The 18,970-nt window shown below is 70.9% G+C and carries 15 protein-coding genes; 8 read left to right on the forward strand and 7 right to left on the reverse strand.

Annotated elements, in window-relative coordinates:
• Positions 1 to 185: 185 nt before the first annotated feature.
• The 6 genes from WH85_RS36540 to WH85_RS36565 all read right to left on the reverse strand — a co-directional run bounded on the left by WH85_RS36540 (position 186) and on the right by WH85_RS36565 (position 9,458).
• Positions 186 to 2,309 (reverse strand): acyltransferase family protein, encoded by a 2,124-nt coding sequence (locus WH85_RS36540; protein WP_045746696.1) that lies wholly within the window; start codon positions 2,307 to 2,309, stop codon positions 186 to 188.
• A gap of 745 nt (positions 2,310 to 3,054) precedes the next feature.
• Complete coding sequence (locus WH85_RS36545) at positions 3,055 to 4,578, reverse strand: serine/threonine-protein kinase (protein WP_045746697.1); 1,524 nt, start codon at positions 4,576 to 4,578, stop codon at positions 3,055 to 3,057.
• Between the two features lie 30 nt (positions 4,579 to 4,608).
• A complete protein-coding gene (locus WH85_RS36550) occupies positions 4,609 to 5,850 on the reverse strand; it encodes a serine/threonine-protein kinase (protein WP_045746698.1) in 1,242 nt (413 codons plus the stop codon).
• 728 nt (positions 5,851 to 6,578) lie between these two features.
• On the reverse strand, positions 6,579 to 6,959 hold the full coding sequence (locus tag WH85_RS36555) for a RidA family protein (RefSeq protein WP_045746699.1): 381 nt from the start codon (positions 6,957 to 6,959) through the stop codon (positions 6,579 to 6,581).
• Between the two features lies 1 nt (position 6,960).
• Entirely contained in the window at positions 6,961 to 8,196 is a 1,236-nt protein-coding gene (locus tag WH85_RS36560; protein ID WP_045746700.1) for an amidohydrolase family protein, read from the reverse strand.
• Positions 8,193 to 9,458, reverse strand: coding sequence for a helix-turn-helix domain-containing protein (locus WH85_RS36565; RefSeq protein ID WP_045746701.1), 1,266 nt, complete (start codon positions 9,456 to 9,458; stop codon positions 8,193 to 8,195). Before WH85_RS36565 ends, WH85_RS36560 begins: the two co-directional genes overlap by 4 nt.
• A gap of 191 nt (positions 9,459 to 9,649) precedes the next feature.
• On the opposite strand from WH85_RS36565, the gene WH85_RS36570 reads away from it, so the two are divergent.
• The 4 genes from WH85_RS36570 to WH85_RS36585 are packed head-to-tail and all read left to right on the forward strand — an operon-like array spanning position 9,650 to position 14,005.
• Positions 9,650 to 10,912 carry an extracellular solute-binding protein gene (locus tag WH85_RS36570; RefSeq protein ID WP_045746702.1) on the forward strand — a complete coding sequence of 421 codons (1,263 nt, stop codon included), beginning with the start codon at positions 9,650 to 9,652 and terminating at the stop codon, positions 10,910 to 10,912.
• Positions 10,909 to 11,790, forward strand: coding sequence for a carbohydrate ABC transporter permease (locus tag WH85_RS36575; protein WP_045746703.1), 882 nt, complete (start codon positions 10,909 to 10,911; stop codon positions 11,788 to 11,790). The genes WH85_RS36570 and WH85_RS36575 overlap by 4 nt, the downstream gene beginning before the upstream one ends.
• Entirely contained in the window at positions 11,787 to 12,626 is an 840-nt protein-coding gene (locus WH85_RS36580) for a carbohydrate ABC transporter permease (protein ID WP_045746704.1), read from the forward strand. Before WH85_RS36575 ends, WH85_RS36580 begins: the two co-directional genes overlap by 4 nt.
• Before the next feature lie 11 nt (positions 12,627 to 12,637).
• Complete coding sequence (locus tag WH85_RS36585) at positions 12,638 to 14,005, forward strand: beta-N-acetylhexosaminidase (protein ID WP_245674242.1); 1,368 nt, start codon at positions 12,638 to 12,640, stop codon at positions 14,003 to 14,005.
• A gap of 11 nt (positions 14,006 to 14,016) precedes the next feature.
• Here the strand turns inward: WH85_RS36585 and WH85_RS36590 are convergent, their stop codons facing one another.
• Positions 14,017 to 14,835, reverse strand: a complete 819-nt coding sequence (locus WH85_RS36590) for an aminoglycoside phosphotransferase family protein (protein ID WP_045746713.1) — start codon at positions 14,833 to 14,835, stop codon at positions 14,017 to 14,019.
• A gap of 25 nt (positions 14,836 to 14,860) precedes the next feature.
• Between WH85_RS36590 and WH85_RS36595 the strand changes: the two genes are divergently transcribed.
• The 4 genes from WH85_RS36595 to WH85_RS36610 are packed head-to-tail and all read left to right on the forward strand — an operon-like array spanning position 14,861 to position 18,243.
• The gene (locus tag WH85_RS36595) at positions 14,861 to 16,027 is read left to right on the forward strand and encodes an alanine racemase (protein WP_245674243.1); all 1,167 of its coding nucleotides are present in this window, start codon (positions 14,861 to 14,863) and stop codon (positions 16,025 to 16,027) included.
• Positions 16,028 to 16,069: 42 nt separating this feature from the next.
• Complete coding sequence (locus tag WH85_RS36600; protein WP_045746707.1) at positions 16,070 to 16,414, forward strand: hypothetical protein; 345 nt, start codon at positions 16,070 to 16,072, stop codon at positions 16,412 to 16,414.
• Positions 16,411 to 17,199, forward strand: coding sequence for a 2-phosphosulfolactate phosphatase (locus tag WH85_RS36605; RefSeq protein ID WP_045746708.1), 789 nt, complete (start codon positions 16,411 to 16,413; stop codon positions 17,197 to 17,199). The genes WH85_RS36600 and WH85_RS36605 overlap by 4 nt, the downstream gene beginning before the upstream one ends.
• 15 nt (positions 17,200 to 17,214) lie before the next feature.
• Positions 17,215 to 18,243 (forward strand): DUF559 domain-containing protein, encoded by a 1,029-nt coding sequence (locus WH85_RS36610; protein WP_045746709.1) that lies wholly within the window; start codon positions 17,215 to 17,217, stop codon positions 18,241 to 18,243.
• The last annotated feature ends 727 nt before the right edge of the window (positions 18,244 to 18,970 follow it).

The raw sequence follows: 18,970 nt of genomic DNA on the forward strand, positions 1-18,970 counted from the left end.
CCACACCTCCACGGGTGTGGTGATTTGGGGTGTGCAGCGCGCCCGTAGTCACCACACCTCCACGGGTGTGGTGATTTGGGGTGTGCAGCGCGCCCGTAGTCACCACACCCCCACCGGTGTGGTGACTTTGGGCGTCCAGCGCGCCCGAAGTCACCACGCGGACGGGCTTCGCACCCGAAACGTGTCTATTTGAGGCGGGCGGCGAGCAGCGGGGCCAGCACCGCCGCGTAGGCCGTGCTCATGTGGCTGTCGTCCTTCCACACCATGACGTTGCCGACGATCGGCGGGCAGACCGTCTCGGTGCAGAACCACGGACGCGGGTCGACGACCGTCACACCCCGCGCCTTCGCCGCCGCGGTGACCAGCGCCCGGCGGGCCGGCGACGGGATCGCCTTCGCCACCGACCGGCTGCACGTCTCCACCCGGTCGGCGTGACCGGCCAGACAGTCCGGGACGTCACCGGACGGCCACGGCGTGTCCTGGATCAGCACCGGCCGGGCCCCAGCCGCCTTGATCCGGTCGAATGTCTTCGTCCACGCGGCCACCCACTGCTGATCGGAGTCGGTCCCGGTCAGCGGCTTCTTGCCGGTTGCGTCGAGCAGCCCGCCGCCGTCGCCACCGTTCGACGACAGGATCACGACGGCCGGCTTGACCCGGGCGATCTCCTTGAAGACCGACTCCCGCCAGCGGGTGCACTCCGGGTACGGCCGGTCCAGCCCCAGGTTCCAGACCGGCGCGTCGGCGGCCGGGCAGGCACTCTTGGTCAGGCTCAGCAGCCGCATGCCCCGCTGACCGGCGATGGTGTTCACCGCCGGGAACCAGTGCGCCGCGTGCGAGTCGCCGAACAACACCATGGTCTGCTCGCCGTCGCGCACCCCGTAGACGCAGGACGCCGAGGTGCTGGTCACCTGGGTGGCGTCGTAGTCGAGGTGACACTTGTCCGCGTACACCACAGGTTGGTCGGCCTTGGCCTCGGTGATCGAGGGACGCAGGTTGGCCGGCAGGTCGCTCAGCGAGGTCGACTGGGCGATCAGCGCCCGCAGCTGGGCCTCCTGATCGCGGGAACCGGCGAGCTCCTTCGCCGCGTCGGTGGTCGCCGCCCCGGTGCTTATCGCCGGGGCGAACAGGCCCGCCAGCAGGGCGGCCACCGTGCTGGCCGCGATCAGCCCGCCGCCGAGCCACAGCCCGCGCCGCGGTCGTTCCCGCCACCTGGCCATCCGCCGCAGCGGGTGCTCGAGCAGGTGATACGACGCCGCTGCCAGACCGAAAGCGATCACCGCGAGCAGCAGCCCGAGCCAGACCGACGACGTGGTGCCCAGCGCCGCCGGGCCGATCATCAGCAGCGGCCAGTGCCACAGATACCAGCCGTAGGAGTACCGCCCGATGATCTGGAACGGTCGCCGGCGCAGGAACCGGACGGCGCCGTCGTCCGGGTTGGCGATGCCCACCGCGATGACCGCCGCGGTGCCCAGCACCGGCAGCAGCGCCGCCGTCCCGGGGAAGTGGGTGTCCTCGTCGAAGAGCACCGCGGCCAGCCCGATCGCCGCCACGCCACCCCAGGTCAGCACCGCGGCGAGCCGGGCCGGCAGCACCGTCGGCCAGGCGGCGGAGAGCGCCACCAGCGCGCCGACGGCCAGCTCCCAGGCCCGGGTGTGCGTCCCGAAGTAGGCCCACGAGGAGGTCAGCGAGCCGCTCATCGCCAGCGACGCCCCGGTGATCACCGAAAGGATCATGACCAGCGGTACGCGCGGATGGTGTCCGCGCCGCCGGAACAGCACCGCCACACTCAGGATCAACAACGGCCACAGCAGGTAGAACTGCTCCTCGACCGCGAGCGACCAGTAATGCTGCAACGGCGACGGCACGGCGTCGGCGTTGAGGTACTGCACGCCCTCGTACGCCAGACGCCAGTTGATCCCGGAGAAGGCGGCGAACGCCGCATCCCAGCTGATCTCCGGCACCCGGGTCGGCGGCAGCCACAGCCACGCCCCGGCCAGCGTCGCCACCAGCACCAGCGTGGCAGCCGGCAACAGCCGCACGATCCGGCGCGCGAAGAACCCGCCCAGCGAGATCGACCCGGTCCGGTCCAGCTCCTTGAGCAGCAACGTGGTGATCAGGAACCCGGAGACGACGAAGAACACGTCGACCCCGGCATAACCCCCGGCGAACCCGGGAACGCCGACGTGCGCCGCCACCACGAGCACGACGGCGATGGCCCGCAGCCCCTCGATGTCCCCCCGAAAACCGGCACGGCTCGGAGCGGCCGGAGTCGGCGTGACCTCGGATGCACTGTCGTAGGTGACCGACATGTCCTGTCTTCGGGGTGCGGTGGGCGACATCGGAACGGAGTTCGCGATAGTACCGGGGATTTCGGCGAACACGCAGGCGACGCCGTTCGGTACGTACCGAAAAGGGAAGGGTCGCCGACCTGCCCGGTGACCCTTCCCTCAGTTGATTATGAATGTGGCCGTCGATTCTGCTGCGGTTGCGATCACGTCTCCGATCGCCATCTCCGGTCGCCGTCTGCCGGTCGCTGTCTCCGGTCGCCTCGTGCGTCGGCGCCGGTCAGCCACTCGCGGCCTCCTCGGGGCCGTCGCCGAGATCGGGAAGAGGTCGAGTGGCGTTCCGGCCGGTTCGGCCGTCTGCTGCGGTCTGTCCGCGAGCCGAAAACGACCGTGGTCGACGGCCGGCAGTCGTGCCATGCCACTCAGCTCAAGTTGACCTTGGACGCGGCCCCGCGCTGCGACAAACGGCTGCACTGATGCGTCGCGTCGCTCGGAACGGGTGTATTCGCCGCCCTCGGTGCTGGAGTCACGTACGAGCGGATTCTGGACCCGTGGAACGTGGGGAACGTCGTCTTCGCGGGCATGACGATTGTCGGCGGGTATGCGAGGGGCCGTTCCCTGATGATGGGGGTCCTCGCCGGTCCGAAGGGCATGGTGGTCCGCACTCTGGGGAGTTCGACCACTGTCGCCTGGGGTGAGATCGAGAGCATCGGCGGCTCCGACCTGGTCTCCGGGCCGGCGTCGCTGGCCGGTGTCACGGCTCCGAAAGTCAGGGCGCGGTCTCGTCCGACGTGCCGGTGGGCTCCGGGGCGACGGTGGTTGTCGTCGGCTCGGGGTCGGCCGGGGTGGTCTCGGTGGGCTCTTCCTCCTCCGGAGTCGTCGTCTCCGGGGCGGAGGTGGGCTCGGTCGTCTCGGCAGGGCGGGTGGTGGGCCGGGTGGTCGCCGCGGTCTGTTCCGAGGTGTCCTCGTCGTTCGCGGTCGGCCTGGTGGTCTGTTCCTGGCCGGTTTCGGTGCCGGACTCCTCCGTCTCCTCCTCGGTGGGGGAGGGTGCCGCCTTCGACGGGACCGCGGCGGGGGCGGACGGGGTCGTCGGCGCAGGCTTGTCGGTGAAGAAGCCGAGCGGATCGGCCAGGGCCACCACCGCACCCAGGCCGATCAGGGTGAGCAGCACCAGCCCGACGACGGCGAGCCGGCGCCGGTTGCGTACCGGCGAAGGAGAGGGAAAGGGCGAAAGGGAAGGAGAGGTTGAGGGAGCGGGAGCCGAGGGAACGGCTGCCGAGGGAACGGCTGCCGAGGGAACGGCTGCCGAGGGCGACGAGGCCGCATCCGCTGCGGGGAACGGCGACGTGGGCGCGATGGTCGCCGCGGGGCCGGACGGATCGGGCACGCGGGCCGCGCCCACCGCCGGCGCCGGGCCCACCAGGGTGGCGGTCAGCGGGCCGGGACGGCCGGGCGACACCGGGATCACCGTGGCCGTGCCGGACGACGCCGCCGTCTCCGCCTCCGCGGCCATCGCCGACGCCGATGCGAAACGGTCGTCCGGGTTCTTCGCGAGTGCGGTGCTGACCAGGGAACGAACCGAATCGGGCACGTCTGCGGGCAGCGGCGGCGGCTCCTCCTCGATGTGGGCCAGCGCCACCATCAGCGGATTGTTGCCCTCGAACGGCGGGTGGCCGGCGAGGCAGTGGTAGGCGACGGCACCCAGCGCGTACAGGTCCGCGGCGGGGCCGATCGAGCTTTTCGCCACCTGTTCCGGCGCGATGTACAGGGCCGTGCCGACGACCTCCCGTGCCCCGGTCAGCGTCACCGACTGCGCCGACCGGGCCACCCCGAAGTCGACGAGCACCACCGTGCCGGACGGCTCGATGATCAGGTTGCCGGGTTTGACGTCGCGGTGCACGATGCCGGCCTCGTGGGCGGCGGCCAGCGCCTCCGCGGCCTGCGACACCACCGACATGGTCTCCATCGGGGAGAGGCGGCCGCGTTCGGCCAGCCGGTGGTTGAGCGGCTCGCCGTCGACGTGCGCCATCACCAGCCAGGCGCCGTCGTCGGTGCGGCCGTAGTCGTACACCGGCGCCACCCCGCGATGCCGCAGCGCCGCCATCACCCGGGCCTCGTGCTCGAACCGGTTGCGGAAACCCTCGTTGCCCACATAGTCGGTGAGCAGCGTCTTCACCGCCACGGACCGGCCCAGCACGGTGTCGGTCGCCTGCCAGACCTCACCCATGCCGCCGGCCGCGATCCGGTCGTCCAGTCGGTAACGGCCGCCGAGCGTCTCTCCGGGAAAGGGCATGGGCAGACACGTACCCACTTAAGACCGTGACTATCCCGCGGACCCTTCCGGCTCGTCGGGCTCATCAGGTGCCGATCCGGAACCGCCGTCGTCCGGTTCCGGGTCCGGCTCACTCTCAGAACTCGAATCGGACGGTGACGTCGGCTCGTCGTCGTCACCGGGGTCCGGCGGCCGGTTGGTCCGCGGCCGGTTCCGAGTGGTGGTCTTCTCCTGTTCGACCACGGTCCTGCTCGGCGTCGCCGAACTCTGCGACGGCCGTGGTGTCGGCGACGGCGTGGGGGACACCGACATCGGCGCCGACGGGGACGGCAGCACCCCCGGCATGATCCCGAACGGGTCGGCGAACACCAGGCCGGCGCCACCTCCGGCGAACACGATCACACCCCCGACGATCAGGGCCGCAGCGCGCCGGTTGCGCTTCTTCGGGGGTACGCGCAAAGCCCGCAAAGCCTCCGTCGAAGGTGCCCCGGCGACGGCCGCAGCCTCAGCCATCGCCGCCGCGGACGGCCACCGCTGTTCGGGTTCCTTGGCGAGCGCCCGCATGACCACGTCCCGCACCGGCCGGGGCACATCGTCCGGCAGCGGTGGCGGCTCCTCCTGGAAGTGCTGCACCGCGATGGCCACCGGATTGTCACCGAAGAACGGCGGCTGCCCGGCCAGGCAGTGGTACGCCACCACGCCCAGCGAATACAGGTCGGCCGCCGGGGTGACCTCCCGCTTCGCCACCTGCTCCGGTGCGATGTAGACGACCGTACCCACGACGTGATCCGTGCCGGTGAGGGTGAGTGACCGCGCCGACCGGGCCACCCCGAAGTCGACGAGTACCACGGTCCCGTCCGGTTCCACGATCAGGTTGCCCGGCTTGACGTCGCGGTGCACGATCCCGGCCCGGTGCGCGACGGCGAGCGCCCGCGCCGCCTGCGCCACCACCGCCATCGTCTCCACCGGCTCCAGCCGTCCGACCCGGTCCAGCCGGCGGTCCAGCGGCTCCCCGTCCACATGCGCCATCACCAGGTAGGCGCCGTCGTCGGTGGTCCCGTAGTCGTAGACGGGCGCGATACCCTGATGCCGCAGCGAGGCCATCACGCGGGCCTCATGCTCGAACCGGCTCCGGAACCGTTCCTCGCCCGCATGCCTCGCGAGCAGTGTCTTCACCGCGACCGACCGCCCCAGCACGGTGTCGGTGGCCCGCCACACCTCGCCCATGCCGCCGGAGGCGATCCGGTCGTCGAGGTGGTAGCGCCCACCGAGCGTCTCTCCAGCAGAGGGCATGCCTGCCACGGTAGCCACTATCGACGCTCTTCAGTGCCCGCAGCCCGCAGCCCGCAGCCCGCAGCCCGCAGCCCGCAGCCCGCAGCCCGCAGCCCGCAGCCCGCAGCCCGTGGTCGCCGTAGCCCGTGGCCGCCGTAGCCCGTAGCCCGTAGCCCGCAGCCCGCAGCCCGCAGCCCGCAGCCCGCAGCCCGGGCACGAGCCGTCCCCTATGGCTGTTTCGGAGGCAGTTTTCAGCCGTCAACGACGGTCGGGGGCCGCGGCCGTCGCTGACGGCTGTTTTTGCTTCGTGGATGAGCCGTGGCCGACGGCTGGATTGGGTGAGCCGTCGGCCACGGCTGTTTCGGAGATCAAACTCAGCCGTCAGCAACGGCTCAGGGCGTCCAGCCGTCGGTGATGGTCGGTTCTGGTGCTGGCGTCGACCGCCAACGACGGCTGGGCGGGCCGAGCCGTTGTCGGCGGCTGAGTTTCGTCGTCCGGGTAGCCGTGGTGAACGGCTAGACACCTTCGCAGTCAGGGTCTGCGTGGTGAGTTCGGGCGCGCTGACCACCCGAACTCACCACACCCCCGCGAGCGTGGGGACTTTGGGCGTCCAGCGCGCCCGAAAACACCACACCCCTGCGAGCGTGGTGAATTCGGGTGGCCAGCGCGCCCGAAGTCGCCACGCGGATGGGCTTCGCACCCTGGCCACGAAGGGTGTCCAGGTCGGCTCGGCCGTCGGCCGCGGTCGGTCAGGGGCCGGTGTAGAGGACCGCGTCGATCTCGATGTCGAAGCCGACCAGGGCGACCGGGATCGTGGTGCGGACCGGCAGGTCGGTGCCGGTGATGTACTCGGCGTAGATCTTGTTCATCTCCGGGAAGTCGGCGAAGTCGCGCAGGTAGACGCCGATCTTCACGGCGTCGTCCAGGCTGGAGCCGGCCGCCTCGGCGACCGCGGCCAGGTTCTTGAAGGCGGCGTGCGCCTGCTCGGCGAAGGTGCCGGTGACGCGGGTGCCGTCGGGCAGGGCCGGGATGGCGCCGGCCAGGTAGATCGTGTCGCCGGCGACGACGGCGTGCGAGTACGGGCCGCCGGCCGGGGCCGCGGTGTCGGTGGTGATGGCGCGTTTCGGCATGTCAAGACTCCTGGTCGTTGCGAAGGGAGTGGTGGAGGGAGTTGCGGGGGAACTGTTCGGCCAGGCCGTCCACGTCGACGAGCGGCGTGGAGAGCAGGGCACGGATGTCGCGGGCCCGGCGGTCCAGGGCGGCACGCTGGGTGTCGGTGAGCGGGATCCACGGCGCGGGCGGGGCGGGCAGCCGCGGCGGCAGGGGACGCCCGTCCACGTAGGTCGCCTCGTTGACCAGGCGGACCGGGGAGACACGGATCTGGCGGTGGGCGTCGGCCACGGGGGTGGGCTCCGCGCGTACCCGGAAGATCGCGAAGTCGGCGGGGTCGCCCACCGTGAGGGAACCGCCGGGCAGGCCCAGCGCGCGGGCCGGATGGGTGGTCGCGGCGGCGAGCACGTCGGGGAGGGCGACGCCGCAGGCGAGCAGTTTGGCCATTGTGGTGGGCAGGTCGAAGACCGGTCCGTGCAGGCTGCGGGCGTGCAGATCGGTGGAGATCGTGTACGGGTGAAGCCCCGCGTCCAGTTGGCGTTCCAGCACGTCGAAGGCGAAGCCGCCGGAGCCGTGTCCCAGGTCGAGGAGTACGCCGCGGGCGGCCGCCTCGCGGACCGCGCGGCCGAGCGGTGCGGCGATCCCGCTGGCGCAGTGGGTGACGATGTCGCCGGGCCGGAGCAGGTCGAGCACCTCGTCGAGGGACGGCGGCGCGGTGCCGATGTGCACCATGACGGGCACGTCGCAGGCGGCGGCGGCGGCCAGTCCGCGGCGTAGCGGCTCGACCCCGTTGTCGCCGACGGTCTCCCGGTCGATCCGCACCTTGATCCCGTGGAAGAGGTCGCGGTTCGCCTGGATCGTGTCGACGGCCAGGGGCACGTCGCAGTTGGCCAGGTCGCGGCTCTCGCCGGTGCGCCCGGCCAGGCCGACGGCGGAGATGTTCAGCAGGGCGCGCACCCGGACCGTCGCCGCCGCCACCACGCGGCGCAGTCCGGCTGCCGTGTACGCGCCCGCCGAACCGGCGTCCACCCAGGTGGTGACGCCGGAGTACCACGCGACGGGGTCCGGGTCGATCCCCCAGTAGCCCGGGCCGACGTGGGTGTGCAGATCGATCAGTCCGGGAGTGATCAGGCGTCCGGAGACGTCGAGCACCTGGCGGGCGTCGCGGGGCAGGTCGGACCCTACTGCGGCGATGCGCCCGTTGTGCACCGCGATGTCGTGCGGATCACCGCCGGTGAGAAGAAGATCCCAGGTCATCGGCGGTCCTGGGGATCGGCCGTGATCGACAGCCGGTAGAGGCGGGTGGGCCGGCCCTTGCGGTGTTCCTGGGCGCTGCCGGACTCGCTGACCAGTCCGGCGGTGGTGAGTTTGCGGATCAGCCGGCGGCCGCTGGGGTCGGTGATGCCCAGGGCGCGGGCCAGTTCGCTGGGGGAGAGCGGCCGGCCGTCGAGTCCGCGTTCGATCGCGGCCAGGCGGGACAGGGTGGCCGCGCTGAGCCCGGCCCGGGCGGCCAGGTCCTCGATGTCACCGTGTTCGCGGTAGGTGTAGGTCAGCGGCGCGGCGGTCGCCCCCATCGGGCCGATCGTCATGCCGTCGCCGGTGAACAGGTAGGCGCCCGGGTCGGTGTCCTGTTCGGCGCGGGCGGCGGCCCGTTCGGCGAGGGTGACGCTGAGCCGGGCGGACGCGCCGATGCCGAAGCCGGCCACGGTCCGTACGCCGAGGGTGTCGCGGGCCTCGGCGAGCACGGGCAGGCCGACCCATTGGTGGGTGACCGTCTCGAAGAGCGAGACCGGGGCGAACACCAGCACGCCGCGGGCGCCGTGCTGGTCGATCCAGGCGTCGGCGAACTCGGGGGTGTTGAGCAGCAGCTGGCGCAGGCCGTTCATCTTCTCGGTGCGGAAGAGCCCGGCGGCGAAGCGCTGCCCGTCGGCGCGTTTGGTGTGGACGCGCAGTGCCAGCTCGTTCAGGTCGGCGCGGATCGTGCCGGGGGTGGCGAGGGCGTGCAGCACGGCGGTCTGCCCGTCGAGGGCGGCGGCGACGCCCATCCGGACGCTGATCACGTAGGACGCGCCGGTGCGGGCCAGTTGCTCGCGGTGGAAGGCGGCGACGTCGGCGACCGGCTGGCCCGGTTCGAACGGCAGCGCGGCGATGGCGGTGCGGTCCAGGTCGAGCGCGGTGGCGACCTCGTCGATCGTCTCGCCGGCGAAGGTGTCGATGCTGACCGGGGTGGCCGGCCAGCCGTTGCCGCGGGCGCGTGCCCAGGCCAGGGCCAGGTCGAGGGCGGCGGAACGGGTGACGGTCACCGGCAGGTCGGCGGGGATCAGGTCGCGGGCCCGGGCGTACGGGACGAGCCCGAGGAGCAGCCCGTCGAGGCGGTGGCCGCGGAGCAGTCCGGCGACCCGGTCGCGGATCTCGTCCTCGTGCTCGTAGACCGCCCAGGCGAGGGTGACGCCGGTGAGCGTGCTCGCGGCGTCGGCGAACCGCTGCCGGTGTGCGGCGTGCACGACCAGTCCGATCATCTCGCCCCCGGGGTTCTCAAGTAGTTCGTAATAGTCGTCGTAGCGTGCTGCAACCTGCCGGGCGCGGTCAAGTCACCATCGTGTTTCCACGGTTAAAAGCGGAAACAGAGGGTTGACGACCAGCGATGAGACCCGCAGGCTGTTGCGCACTGAAACGAACTATTAACGAACCTGGTTCGTCTGGAGTGTTGATGAGACTACGCCTCGCGGTGGCCTCCGCCCTCGCCCTCACGATGACTGCCTGCGCCCCCTCCACCTCCACCCCCGCCGCGACCGCCACCGACGGCGGCCCCCGCACCGGCGCCCTCAAGGTGTGGCTCTTCGACGAGCCGAACCGCGCGCCCAAGGAGGCGGTCGTCAAGGAGGCGGTCGCCGAGTTCACCGCCGCGCACCCGGATACGAGCGTCGACGTCCAGTACATCGCGGTGGAGACCCGCAGCGAGCGGTTCAAGGGCGCCTTCAACGACCCGGCCAGTGCCCCGGACGTGGTCGAGTACGGCAACACCGACCTGCCCGAGTACGCCGCCGCCGGTGGCCTGGCCGACCTGGGGACCGTCGTCTCCGGCTGGTCCGAGGGCGCCGACCTCAGCGCCGACGCCAAGGCGAGCGCCACCTACGAGGGCACCCTGCTCGGCGTCCCGTGGTACGTCGGCGTCCGCGCCCTCTACTACCGCACCGACGTGTTCACCTCACTGGGATTGACTGCTCCCACCACACTGGCCGAGCTGACCACCACGGCCCGCACTATTCGATCGAAAAAACCGGACATGTACGGCATCGCAGTCGGCGGCAAGTACACGTACGGCGCGATGCCCTTCGTCTGGGCCAACGGCGGTGAGTTGACCGAGATCGACTCGGCGGCGTCGAAGACCGGTCTGAAGAGCTACACCGACCTGATCGCCGAGGACAACTGCCCGCCGCAGAACTGCGCCGACCTGACCGGCGGCAAGACCGTCGACCTGTTCGCCAGTGGCAAGGCCGGGATGGGCATCCTCGGCAACTTCAACCGGGCCGCCGTCGACGCCGGCGTGGCCAAGGGCAAGTACGCCGTCGTCCCGCTGCCCGGTGTCACCGCCGGCTCGGTGGCCCCCGCGTTCGCCGGTGGGAACAACCTCGGCGTCATGAAGAACGCCCAGCGCCCGGCCCTCGCCGCCGATTTCCTCACCCTGCTGGCCGGCAAGAAGTACCAGGCGAAGATGTACGACGCGATGGGCAACCTGCCGACCCTCAAGTCGGCCAGTGACGAGGTCGCCGCCAAGGACGCCTTCGTCAAGCCGTTCCTCGACACCATCACCGCCGGTACGAAGTTCGTCCCGCTGAACCCGGGCTGGGGCAAGGTCGACGCCTCCGCGGTGCTGCCCACCATGATCGAGAAGGTGGCGACGGGCAAGGCGAGCGTGGACGAGGCCACCGGTGAGGCCGCCAAGCTGATCGACGAGGCCCTCACCAAGTGACTCGCGTCCGCACACGGGCACCACTGTGGCTGCTGCTGCCGGCCGCGGTGGTGCTCGGAGGTCTCTTCCTCTACCCGATGTACCAGCTCGGCCTGCTCTCGGTGCTCGACTTCACCCAGGCGCAGGTCAGCGGTGGGCAGCCGACCCGGTTCGTCGGCGCGGACAACTACACCCGGCTGTTCACCGATCCGCGGTTCTGGGACGTGCTGCTGGCCACGGTGCTGTTCGCCGCGGCGTGCGTGCTCGCCACCCTCGCGGTCGGCGCCGGCCTGGCCGTCCTGCTGACCCGGATCAGCCGGATCCCGCGACTGCTGCTGTCGCTGGCCGCGATGGCCGCCTGGGCGGTGCCCGCGGTCTCCGGGTCGACCACCTGGATGTTCCTCTTCGACACCGACCTGGGTTACGTCAACCAGCTGCTCGGCATCGAGGGCTTCAACTGGATGTACGACAGGTACACCGCGTTCGCCCTGGTCGGGGCGGTGGTGGTGTGGGCGTCGTTCCCGTTCGTCATGGTCACGCTCTACGCCGGCATCGAGGCCATCCCGAAGTCCGTGCTGGAGGCGGCCGCCCTGGACGGCGCGAACGCGTGGCGCGCGTTCTGGCAGATCATGGTGCCGATCCTGCGGCCGGTGCTGGCCATCGTGGTGATCCAGTCGATCATCTGGGACTTCAAGGTCTTCACCCAGATCTACGTGATGACCCGCGGCGGCGGCCTGGCCGGCCAGAACATGACCCTCAACGTGTACGCGTACCAGCAGGCCTTCGCCTCCAGCGAGTACGGCCGGGGTGCTGCCATCGGCGTGGTGATGATGCTGATCCTGCTCGCCGTCACGCTGCTCTATCTGCGGACCCTGCGCCGCTCGGGAGAGACCCTATGAGAGCCGGACGCCGGATGCTCGACGCGGTGGCGGTGCTGATCGCGCTGATCACCGTCTTCCCGATCTACTGGATGGTGCTGTCCGCGGTGAAACCGGCCGGCGAGATCCAGTCGCTGGACCAGAAGCCGTGGACGCTCGCGCCCTCGCTGGATGCGTTCCGCCGTGTCCTGGCGGTCAACGACTTCGGGCGGTACCTGCTCAACAGCCTCCTGGTGGCCCTGGTCGTGGTGCTGATCTCCGGGCTGATCGCGTTCCTGGCCGCGGTCGCGCTGACCCGCTTCAAGTTCCGGTTCCGCACCACCCTGCTGGTGACCTTCCTGATCGCGCAGATGGTGCCGATCGAGGCGCTGACCATCCCGCTGTTCTTCCTGGTCCGCGACGTCGGCACGGTCGTGCCCGGGATCGGACTGAACACGCTCGGCTCGCTGATGCTGGTGCACACCGCGTTCACGCTGCCGTTCGCGATCTGGATGCTGCGCGGCTTCGTCCAGGCGATCCCCGACGAACTCGACGAGGCCGCGCAACTCGACGGCGCGGGCCGTTTCACCGTGCTGTGGCGGATCCTGTTCCCGCTGGTGGCGCCCGGTCTCGCCGCGGTCAGCGTGTTCTCCTTCATCCACGCGTGGAACGACTTCCTGTTCGCCCGGACGTTCATCATCAGCGCGGCCGACAACCAGACCCTGCCGATGGCGTTGCTCGTCTTCTTCAAGCCCGACGAGAACGACTGGGGCGCGATCATGGCCGCGTCCACCCTGATGACGCTGCCTGTCATGATCTTCTTCCTGATCGTGCGCCGCCGCCTGGTGGCCGGCCTGGGAGGAGCGGTAAAAGATTGATACCTAAACCTTTGAATGTACGGGCGCTGCCCGGTACAGCCGCCCCCGGACCGATCGAGACCAGCATCGACACGTCGCTCCCACCCGAGGGGTACGTGCTCTACTGCACCGAGTCCGGCATCTTCATCCGCGGCGGCAGCGAGGCCGGCATCTTCTACGGCCGGCAGACGCTGGATCAGCTCGGACCGGACGTGCCGTGCGGCCGGATCTCCGACCAGCCCCGCTTCGGCTGGCGGGGCGTGCTCCTCGACGTGGCCCGGCACTTCATGCCGGTGGCCGACGTGCTGCGGTTCGTCGACCTGATGGCCTTCCACAAGCTCAACGTGCTGCACCTGCACCTGACCGACGACCAGGGCTGGCGGATCGAGGTGCCGGGATGGCCGCGCCTCACGTCGGTCGGGGCCTGGCGCACCGAGTCGATGCTCGGTTCCCGGCAGCACGGGATCCACGACGGGACCCCGCACGGCGGTTTCTACACCACCGCCGAACTGCGGGAGATCGTCGCGTACGCGGCGGAACGGCACGTGACCGTGGTGCCCGAGGTGGACATGCCCGGCCACATGCAGGCGGCGATCGCGGCGTACCCGGAACTGGGCAACGGCTTCGACGGCCCGGTCCGCACCAGCTGGGGCATCTCGCCGCACGTTCTCAACCTCTCCCAGGAGACGCTGGACTTCTGCCGCCAGGTCCTGGACCACGTCTGCGACGTCTTTCCGTCCAAGCTGATCGGCATCGGCGGCGACGAGTGCCCCACCGACGAGTGGCCCGGCGGCCGGGAACTGCAGACCGCCTTCACCGCGCGGATGGCCGAACACCTGGCCGGGCGGGGACGCCGGATCTACGGCTGGGACGAGATCCTGGCCGGCGGAGCACCGGAGGGCGCCGTGATCGCCGCCTGGCGCGGTGAGGAACCCGCCGAGGTCGCCATCGCCGCGGGCCACCAGGTGGTGTGCTGTCCCGACGTCAAGCTCTACCTGGACTACCGGCAGTCCGACGACCCCGGCGAACCCACACCGGTCGGCACCCTGCTGACGCTCGAGGACGTCTACTCCTACGAGCCGCCGTCGTCACCACTCGTGCGCGGCGCCCAGGCCAACCTCTGGACCGAGCACATGGAGTCGCTGCGGCGCGTCGAATACATGGCGTTCCCGCGGCTGTGCGCGTTCGCCGAAGTGGTGTGGGGACCGGCCGACCGCGACTTCGCCGAATTCTCCGCACGACTCACCGAACACCTCGGACGCCTCGACAAGCTCGGGGTCAACTACCGGCCCCTCAGCGGACCCCGGCCCGCGGACGGCCGCGACGGTGCTCCGGGCCATCCCCGTACCCTCGAAGATCGTCTCGCCGAACTGCGTGAGATGACCGCCGAGCTGCGATGACCGCCGGGCCCTCAGGGAAGGTGCGGCAGCAGCCGCTCCGCCAGCAGCAGTGGGCGGCCGGTCACCACGCCGCCGTCCTCGAGGGTCCAGATCTCGGAGAGCACCGCCTGCACGAACCCCCAGGCGGCGACGCGCTCGGCCGGCATGCCCAGACCGTCGGCGAGCTGCTCGATCCGGGCCGGCACCAGGTCCAGCACGGTGTCGTCGGCGAGCGACCCGAACGGGTTGTAGAGCATCGCGCCCACCTCGTAACCGGGATCGCCGACCACGCCGTGCGGGTCGATCGCCAGCCAGCCGGACTCCGCGGCCAGGACGTTGTCGTGGTGCAGGTCGCCGTGCAGGACGACGCGTTCGGTCGCCGACGCGCACAACTGCGTCCACAGCCGGCCGGCCCGCTCCACCAGACGGCGGGGCAGTCGCGGCGGGCACGCGGTGAACTTCGCGGCCCGGTCGGACAGCTCGGGCAGCGCGATGCCGTCCGGGGCCGGACGGTGCAGCCCGCGCATCACCGTGATCAGCGCGGCCGTGGCGTCCTCGTCCTTCGCCGGCACCACATCGCGAAGTTGATTGCCCGGGCGGGCCTCATCGAGCAGCAGCGCGTTGCGCTCACGGTCCCGGGCCAGCACCCGCACCGCACCCCGGCCGTCGAAGAACTCCAACGCGGTCGCCTCGTCGTTGAGGTGGCCGCCGCCCGGAACGGCCAGCTTGAGCACCGCGCCGGAACCGTCCGCCCGACGCACCCGGCCCACCCAGTTGATACTCAACGGCAGGTCCCCGGCCGGTTCCAGGTCCCACTCCGTCATGAGCTCATCGATGGTCGTGGAAAGCATCCACTCTTTCTATAGGAGGATCCGCGTGACGATCGACTGGCGCAGCAAGGGTTTCTGGCTCCCGGACGGGACCTGGGACCCGTCGCGGCAACCGAGCATCTTCGACGGCGACTTCACCTGGCCGCTGATGGTGGTCCGCGGGGACGCGGTGCGGGCGAACATCGCGACCATGGCGGCGTACTGCGCCCGGCACGGACTTGACTTCGCGCCGCACGCCAAGACGACGATGGCGCCCGGGCTGCTGGACGCGCAGATGGCGGCGGGCGCGTGGGGCCTGACGGTGGCCACCCCCAACCAGGCACTGGTACTGCACAAACTGGGCATCCCGCGGGTGCTGATCGCCAATCAGATCCTGGACCCGACAGCCCTCGGCTGGCTGGCCACGGCGTCGGCGGCCGGCTGGGAGGTCTACTTCCAGGTCGACTCGCTCGAAGGGGTGGCGGCGGCCGCGGCGACCGGCGGGCCACTACGGATCCTGGTCGAGCTGGGGCATGCGAACGGGCGTACCGGAATCCGGTCACTGCCCGCGCTGTCCGAGGTGGCGCAGGCGGTCGCCGCGGCGCCCGGGCTCACCCTCGCCGGCGTGACCGGCTACGAAGGTCAACTCTCCACGGTGGACGACGTGGACCGGTTCGTCGCGACGATGGTCGACGGGGTGCGGCAGCTGCGGGCCGCCGGACTCCTGCCGGACCGGCCCATCGTGTCGGCGGGCGGCAGCGCGTGGTTCGACCGGGTCGTCGAACGGTTCGCCGCTCTCGACGACTGTCAGCTGATACTTCGCAGCGGCGCATCGATCACCCACGACGACGGGTTCTACCGGGAACACACCCCGTTCAACCGGATCGACGGCGGACTCGCCCCGGCCCTGGAGATCTGGGCGCAGGTGCAGTCCACCCCCGAACCGGGCCTGGCCATCGCCGGCATGGGCAAACGGGACGCACCCATCGACGAAGGGCTCCCCGTGCCGATCGAGATCCGGCGGGGCGACACGACCTCCCCGGCCGGCGGACTGCAGGTGGTGAAACTCAACGACCACCACACCTACCTGGCCGACCCGGACGCTTCGGTGACGCCGGGCGACCTGATCCGGTTCGGGATCTCCCACCCGTGTACGGCGTTCGACAAATGGCGGCACATCCCGGTCGTCGACAACGATCATCGGGTGGTGGACGTGCTCGACACGTACTTCTGAAACGCCTTTGATCGTGGTCGTCCGCTCCGCCAGACTCGTCCGATGACCACGACGATGACGCTCTGGCGGCCGACCGGCCCGGAGGAACTCGACCTGGTCCGGGAGAGCGGATTCCGGCGCTGGCCGGCCCGGCTCCCGGACCAGCCGATCTTCTACCCGGTGCTCAACGAGGAGTACGCGATCATGATCGCCCGGGACTGGAACGTGCCCGCGTCCGGCGTGGGATACGTGACACGGTTCGAGGTGGACGCCGCGTTCGCCGCGCGGTACCCGGTGCGGCAGGCCGGCGGCGACACGATCCTGGAGCTGTGGGTGCCCGCCGAGGAACTGGAGACCTTCAACGACCACATCGTCGGGACGATCACGGTGACGAGGGAGTTCCGATGACGGATCCCTGCTTCCGGCAGACCGAACACCTGACACGATTCGAGTGGGGGCCGACCGGGGCCGCCGCCGTCGCATCCGGCGCCGCCTACGTCGCGGTGATCGACGTGCTCTCGTTCACCACGGCACTGACCGTGGCGGCGGAACACGACATCGCCGTCCTGCCGTACCGCTGGCGCGACGCCACCGCGGCCACCACCGCCGCCGCCCACGACGCGGACCTGGCCGTCGGCCGCAGCCAGGCCGGCCCGGACGACATCAGCCTGTCCCCGCCGACGATCCCCCAGGTGGCGTCCCGCCGCACCGTGCACCGGCTCGTCCTGCCGTCCCCGAACGGCTCGACCGTCTCCGCCCTGCTCGCCGAATCGGGCGCCACGGTCGTCGGCGTCAGCCTGCGCAACGCCACCGCGGCCGCCGTCTGGGTGCGGGCCCAGGCCGCGGGACGCCCGATCGCGGTCGTCGCCGCCGGCGAACGCTGGCCCGACGGCTCCCTGCGCCCGGCCATCGAAGACCTGTGGGGCGCCGGGGCCTTCCTCAACGCCCTGCCCCCGGACGGCCTCTCCCCGGAGGCCGGTGTCGCCGTCGCGGCGTATTGTGCCGTCGCCGACACGCTCGGCACCGCACTCGCCGCATCCGCCTCGGGCCGCGAACTGACCACGAAGGGCTTCACCGCCGACGTGACCATCGCCGCCCAGCTCGACGCCACGACCGCCGTTCCGGTCCTGCACGACGGCTGGTTCCACAATGCCGCGTCGTCCACAGTCTCCTCGGCGGCGGCCTCGGCATAGCGACACCGTGGCGGCATGCCTCAGCCCGATCTGCCCACCGGCCTCCCCGCGGGTCTCCCCACAGGTCTCCCCACCGGCCCGTTCCGGGGCTCGGACGCGGTCACCGCGGGTCTGATCTCCCGGGGCGCGCTGCGCGGCGGGCGGTGGGTCCGGCTCTTCCCCGACGTGTACGCCTGCCGTGCCACCGCTCTGACACATCGCGACTGGTGCACGGCGGCGCTGCTGGTGGCGCCGGCCGGAAGCGCGGTCGGCGCACTGAGCGCCGCGCATCTGTGGGGAGCCGGCACCCGCCCGCCGTCCGATCCGGTATCCCTCGTCATCCCCCGCGATCGGAAGATGCGGGCCGACCCGCGGCTCCGCATCCACCACACGACCCTGGGCCCGGCAGACATCGTCCGTACGACCTCAGGCCCGGCGGACCTCGTTCGCGCGGCGCCGGGCACGGACGGCGTCGTCCACACCGCCCGGGGCCCCGCGGGTCTCGTCACGTCCGGGCCGGGACTCCCGTTGACGACACCGGAACGTACCGTCTTCGACCTTGGACGCCGGGCCGGGCGGGACGACGCGGTGGCCGTACTGGACGCCATGCTGCACCGTCACATCTTGGCTCCGGAATCACTGAGCCGGCTGATCCGAGGCCGGGAGAACTGGCCCGGAACCGACCGGCTGCGCACCATACTGACACTGGCCGACCCCGGAGCCGAATCGCCGATGGAGAGCCGGCTCCGGCTGCTGCTCATCGACGGCGGCGTGCCACGGCCCGTGACCCAGTTCGAGGTGCGCGACCTGTCGGGCCGTCCCATCGGCCGAGTCGACCTGGCCTGGCCCGAGTGGCGGCTCGCCCTGGAATACGACGGCGACCACCACCGTGAGCCGGCCCAGTTCCGTCGCGATGTGGAACGGTTGAACGCCCTACGGCTAGCCGGTTGGATGATTCTGCGCTGTACAGCTGACGACGTGCTTCGCCGCCCCGAGCCGACGGTTCGGATGGTGATGGCTGCCCTGTCCGCTCTCGATCACCATCGACGCCCGGCACATCCCTGATCTGACCTGCACCCTCGTCGCAGTCGCAGTCGCAGTCGCAGTCGCAGTCGCAGTCGCGGTTGCGGCCGCAGTTGTAGTCAGGCCGTCGGTGAGGTGTGTCCGCCCGTTAGGCAGGTGTTGCCCGGCCGTCAGAGAGGTGTGCCCGGCCGTCAGTCAGGCACGTTCAACGGTCGGTCAGGTGTTCGTGTTCAGACGAGGCACCTTTTATGCAGAAAGATCCGTCTGTTTCTGATGCTCGACCGGTCCCGGCGTCTTCTTCGAGTCTCGAGTGCTCCCCAGCCGTAGTGTAAGGCGATTCCCGAGTCCGTGGCAGCCGCCGGCGACGGCTCCTCGACCCGGGCCGTCGTTCATGGCGCTATTGCCTACCGAAATGAGCCGTAGCCCACGGCTCGCCTCGGCCAGCCGTCGTCGGCTGCAGTTTTGCGGTCTCCGACGAGCCGTAGCGGACGGCCCGAATCGCCCAGCCGTTGTCGGTGGCGGTTTTGCAGGTCGTGGGGAGCCGTGGACTACGGCCGGGTTGGGCTGCCGTAGTCCACGGCGTGCCTTGCCGGCCTGAGCGTGCGGTAGCCCGGGGAGCTGGGTGGCCTGGCGGGCTCGGCCGTCGTTGGTGGCGGCCCTGGGCGACGGCCGGGTGGGGGAGGGCGGTCTGGCGGGCTCGGCCGTCGTTGGTGGCGGCCCTGGGTGACGGCCGGGTGGGTCGGGTGGCCCTGACGGGAGCGGGTTGGGC

Source organism: Actinoplanes rectilineatus (assembly GCF_000962825.1).
GTDB classification, from domain to species: domain Bacteria; phylum Actinomycetota; class Actinomycetes; order Mycobacteriales; family Micromonosporaceae; genus Actinoplanes; species Actinoplanes rectilineatus.

Coding starts and splice junctions, on each gene's coding strand:
- WH85_RS36580 (WP_045746704.1), top strand. CDS start 11,787: ATGAGAGCCGGACGCCGGATGCTCGACGCGGTGGCGGTGCTGATCGCG.
- WH85_RS36610 (WP_045746709.1), top strand. CDS start 17,215: ATGCCTCAGCCCGATCTGCCCACCGGCCTCCCCGCGGGTCTCCCCACA.
- WH85_RS36555 (WP_045746699.1), bottom strand. CDS start 6,959: ATGCCGAAACGCGCCATCACCACCGACACCGCGGCCCCGGCCGGCGGC.
- WH85_RS36550 (WP_045746698.1), bottom strand. CDS start 5,850: ATGCCCTCTGCTGGAGAGACGCTCGGTGGGCGCTACCACCTCGACGAC.
- WH85_RS36565 (WP_045746701.1), bottom strand. CDS start 9,458: ATGATCGGACTGGTCGTGCACGCCGCACACCGGCAGCGGTTCGCCGAC.
- WH85_RS36560 (WP_045746700.1), bottom strand. CDS start 8,196: ATGACCTGGGATCTTCTTCTCACCGGCGGTGATCCGCACGACATCGCG.
- WH85_RS36605 (WP_045746708.1), top strand. CDS start 16,411: ATGACGGATCCCTGCTTCCGGCAGACCGAACACCTGACACGATTCGAG.
- WH85_RS36545 (WP_045746697.1), bottom strand. CDS start 4,578: ATGCCCTTTCCCGGAGAGACGCTCGGCGGCCGTTACCGACTGGACGAC.
- WH85_RS36590 (WP_045746713.1), bottom strand. CDS start 14,835: ATGCTTTCCACGACCATCGATGAGCTCATGACGGAGTGGGACCTGGAA.
- WH85_RS36540 (WP_045746696.1), bottom strand. CDS start 2,309: ATGTCGGTCACCTACGACAGTGCATCCGAGGTCACGCCGACTCCGGCC.
- WH85_RS36600 (WP_045746707.1), top strand. CDS start 16,070: ATGACCACGACGATGACGCTCTGGCGGCCGACCGGCCCGGAGGAACTC.
- WH85_RS36570 (WP_045746702.1), top strand. CDS start 9,650: ATGAGACTACGCCTCGCGGTGGCCTCCGCCCTCGCCCTCACGATGACT.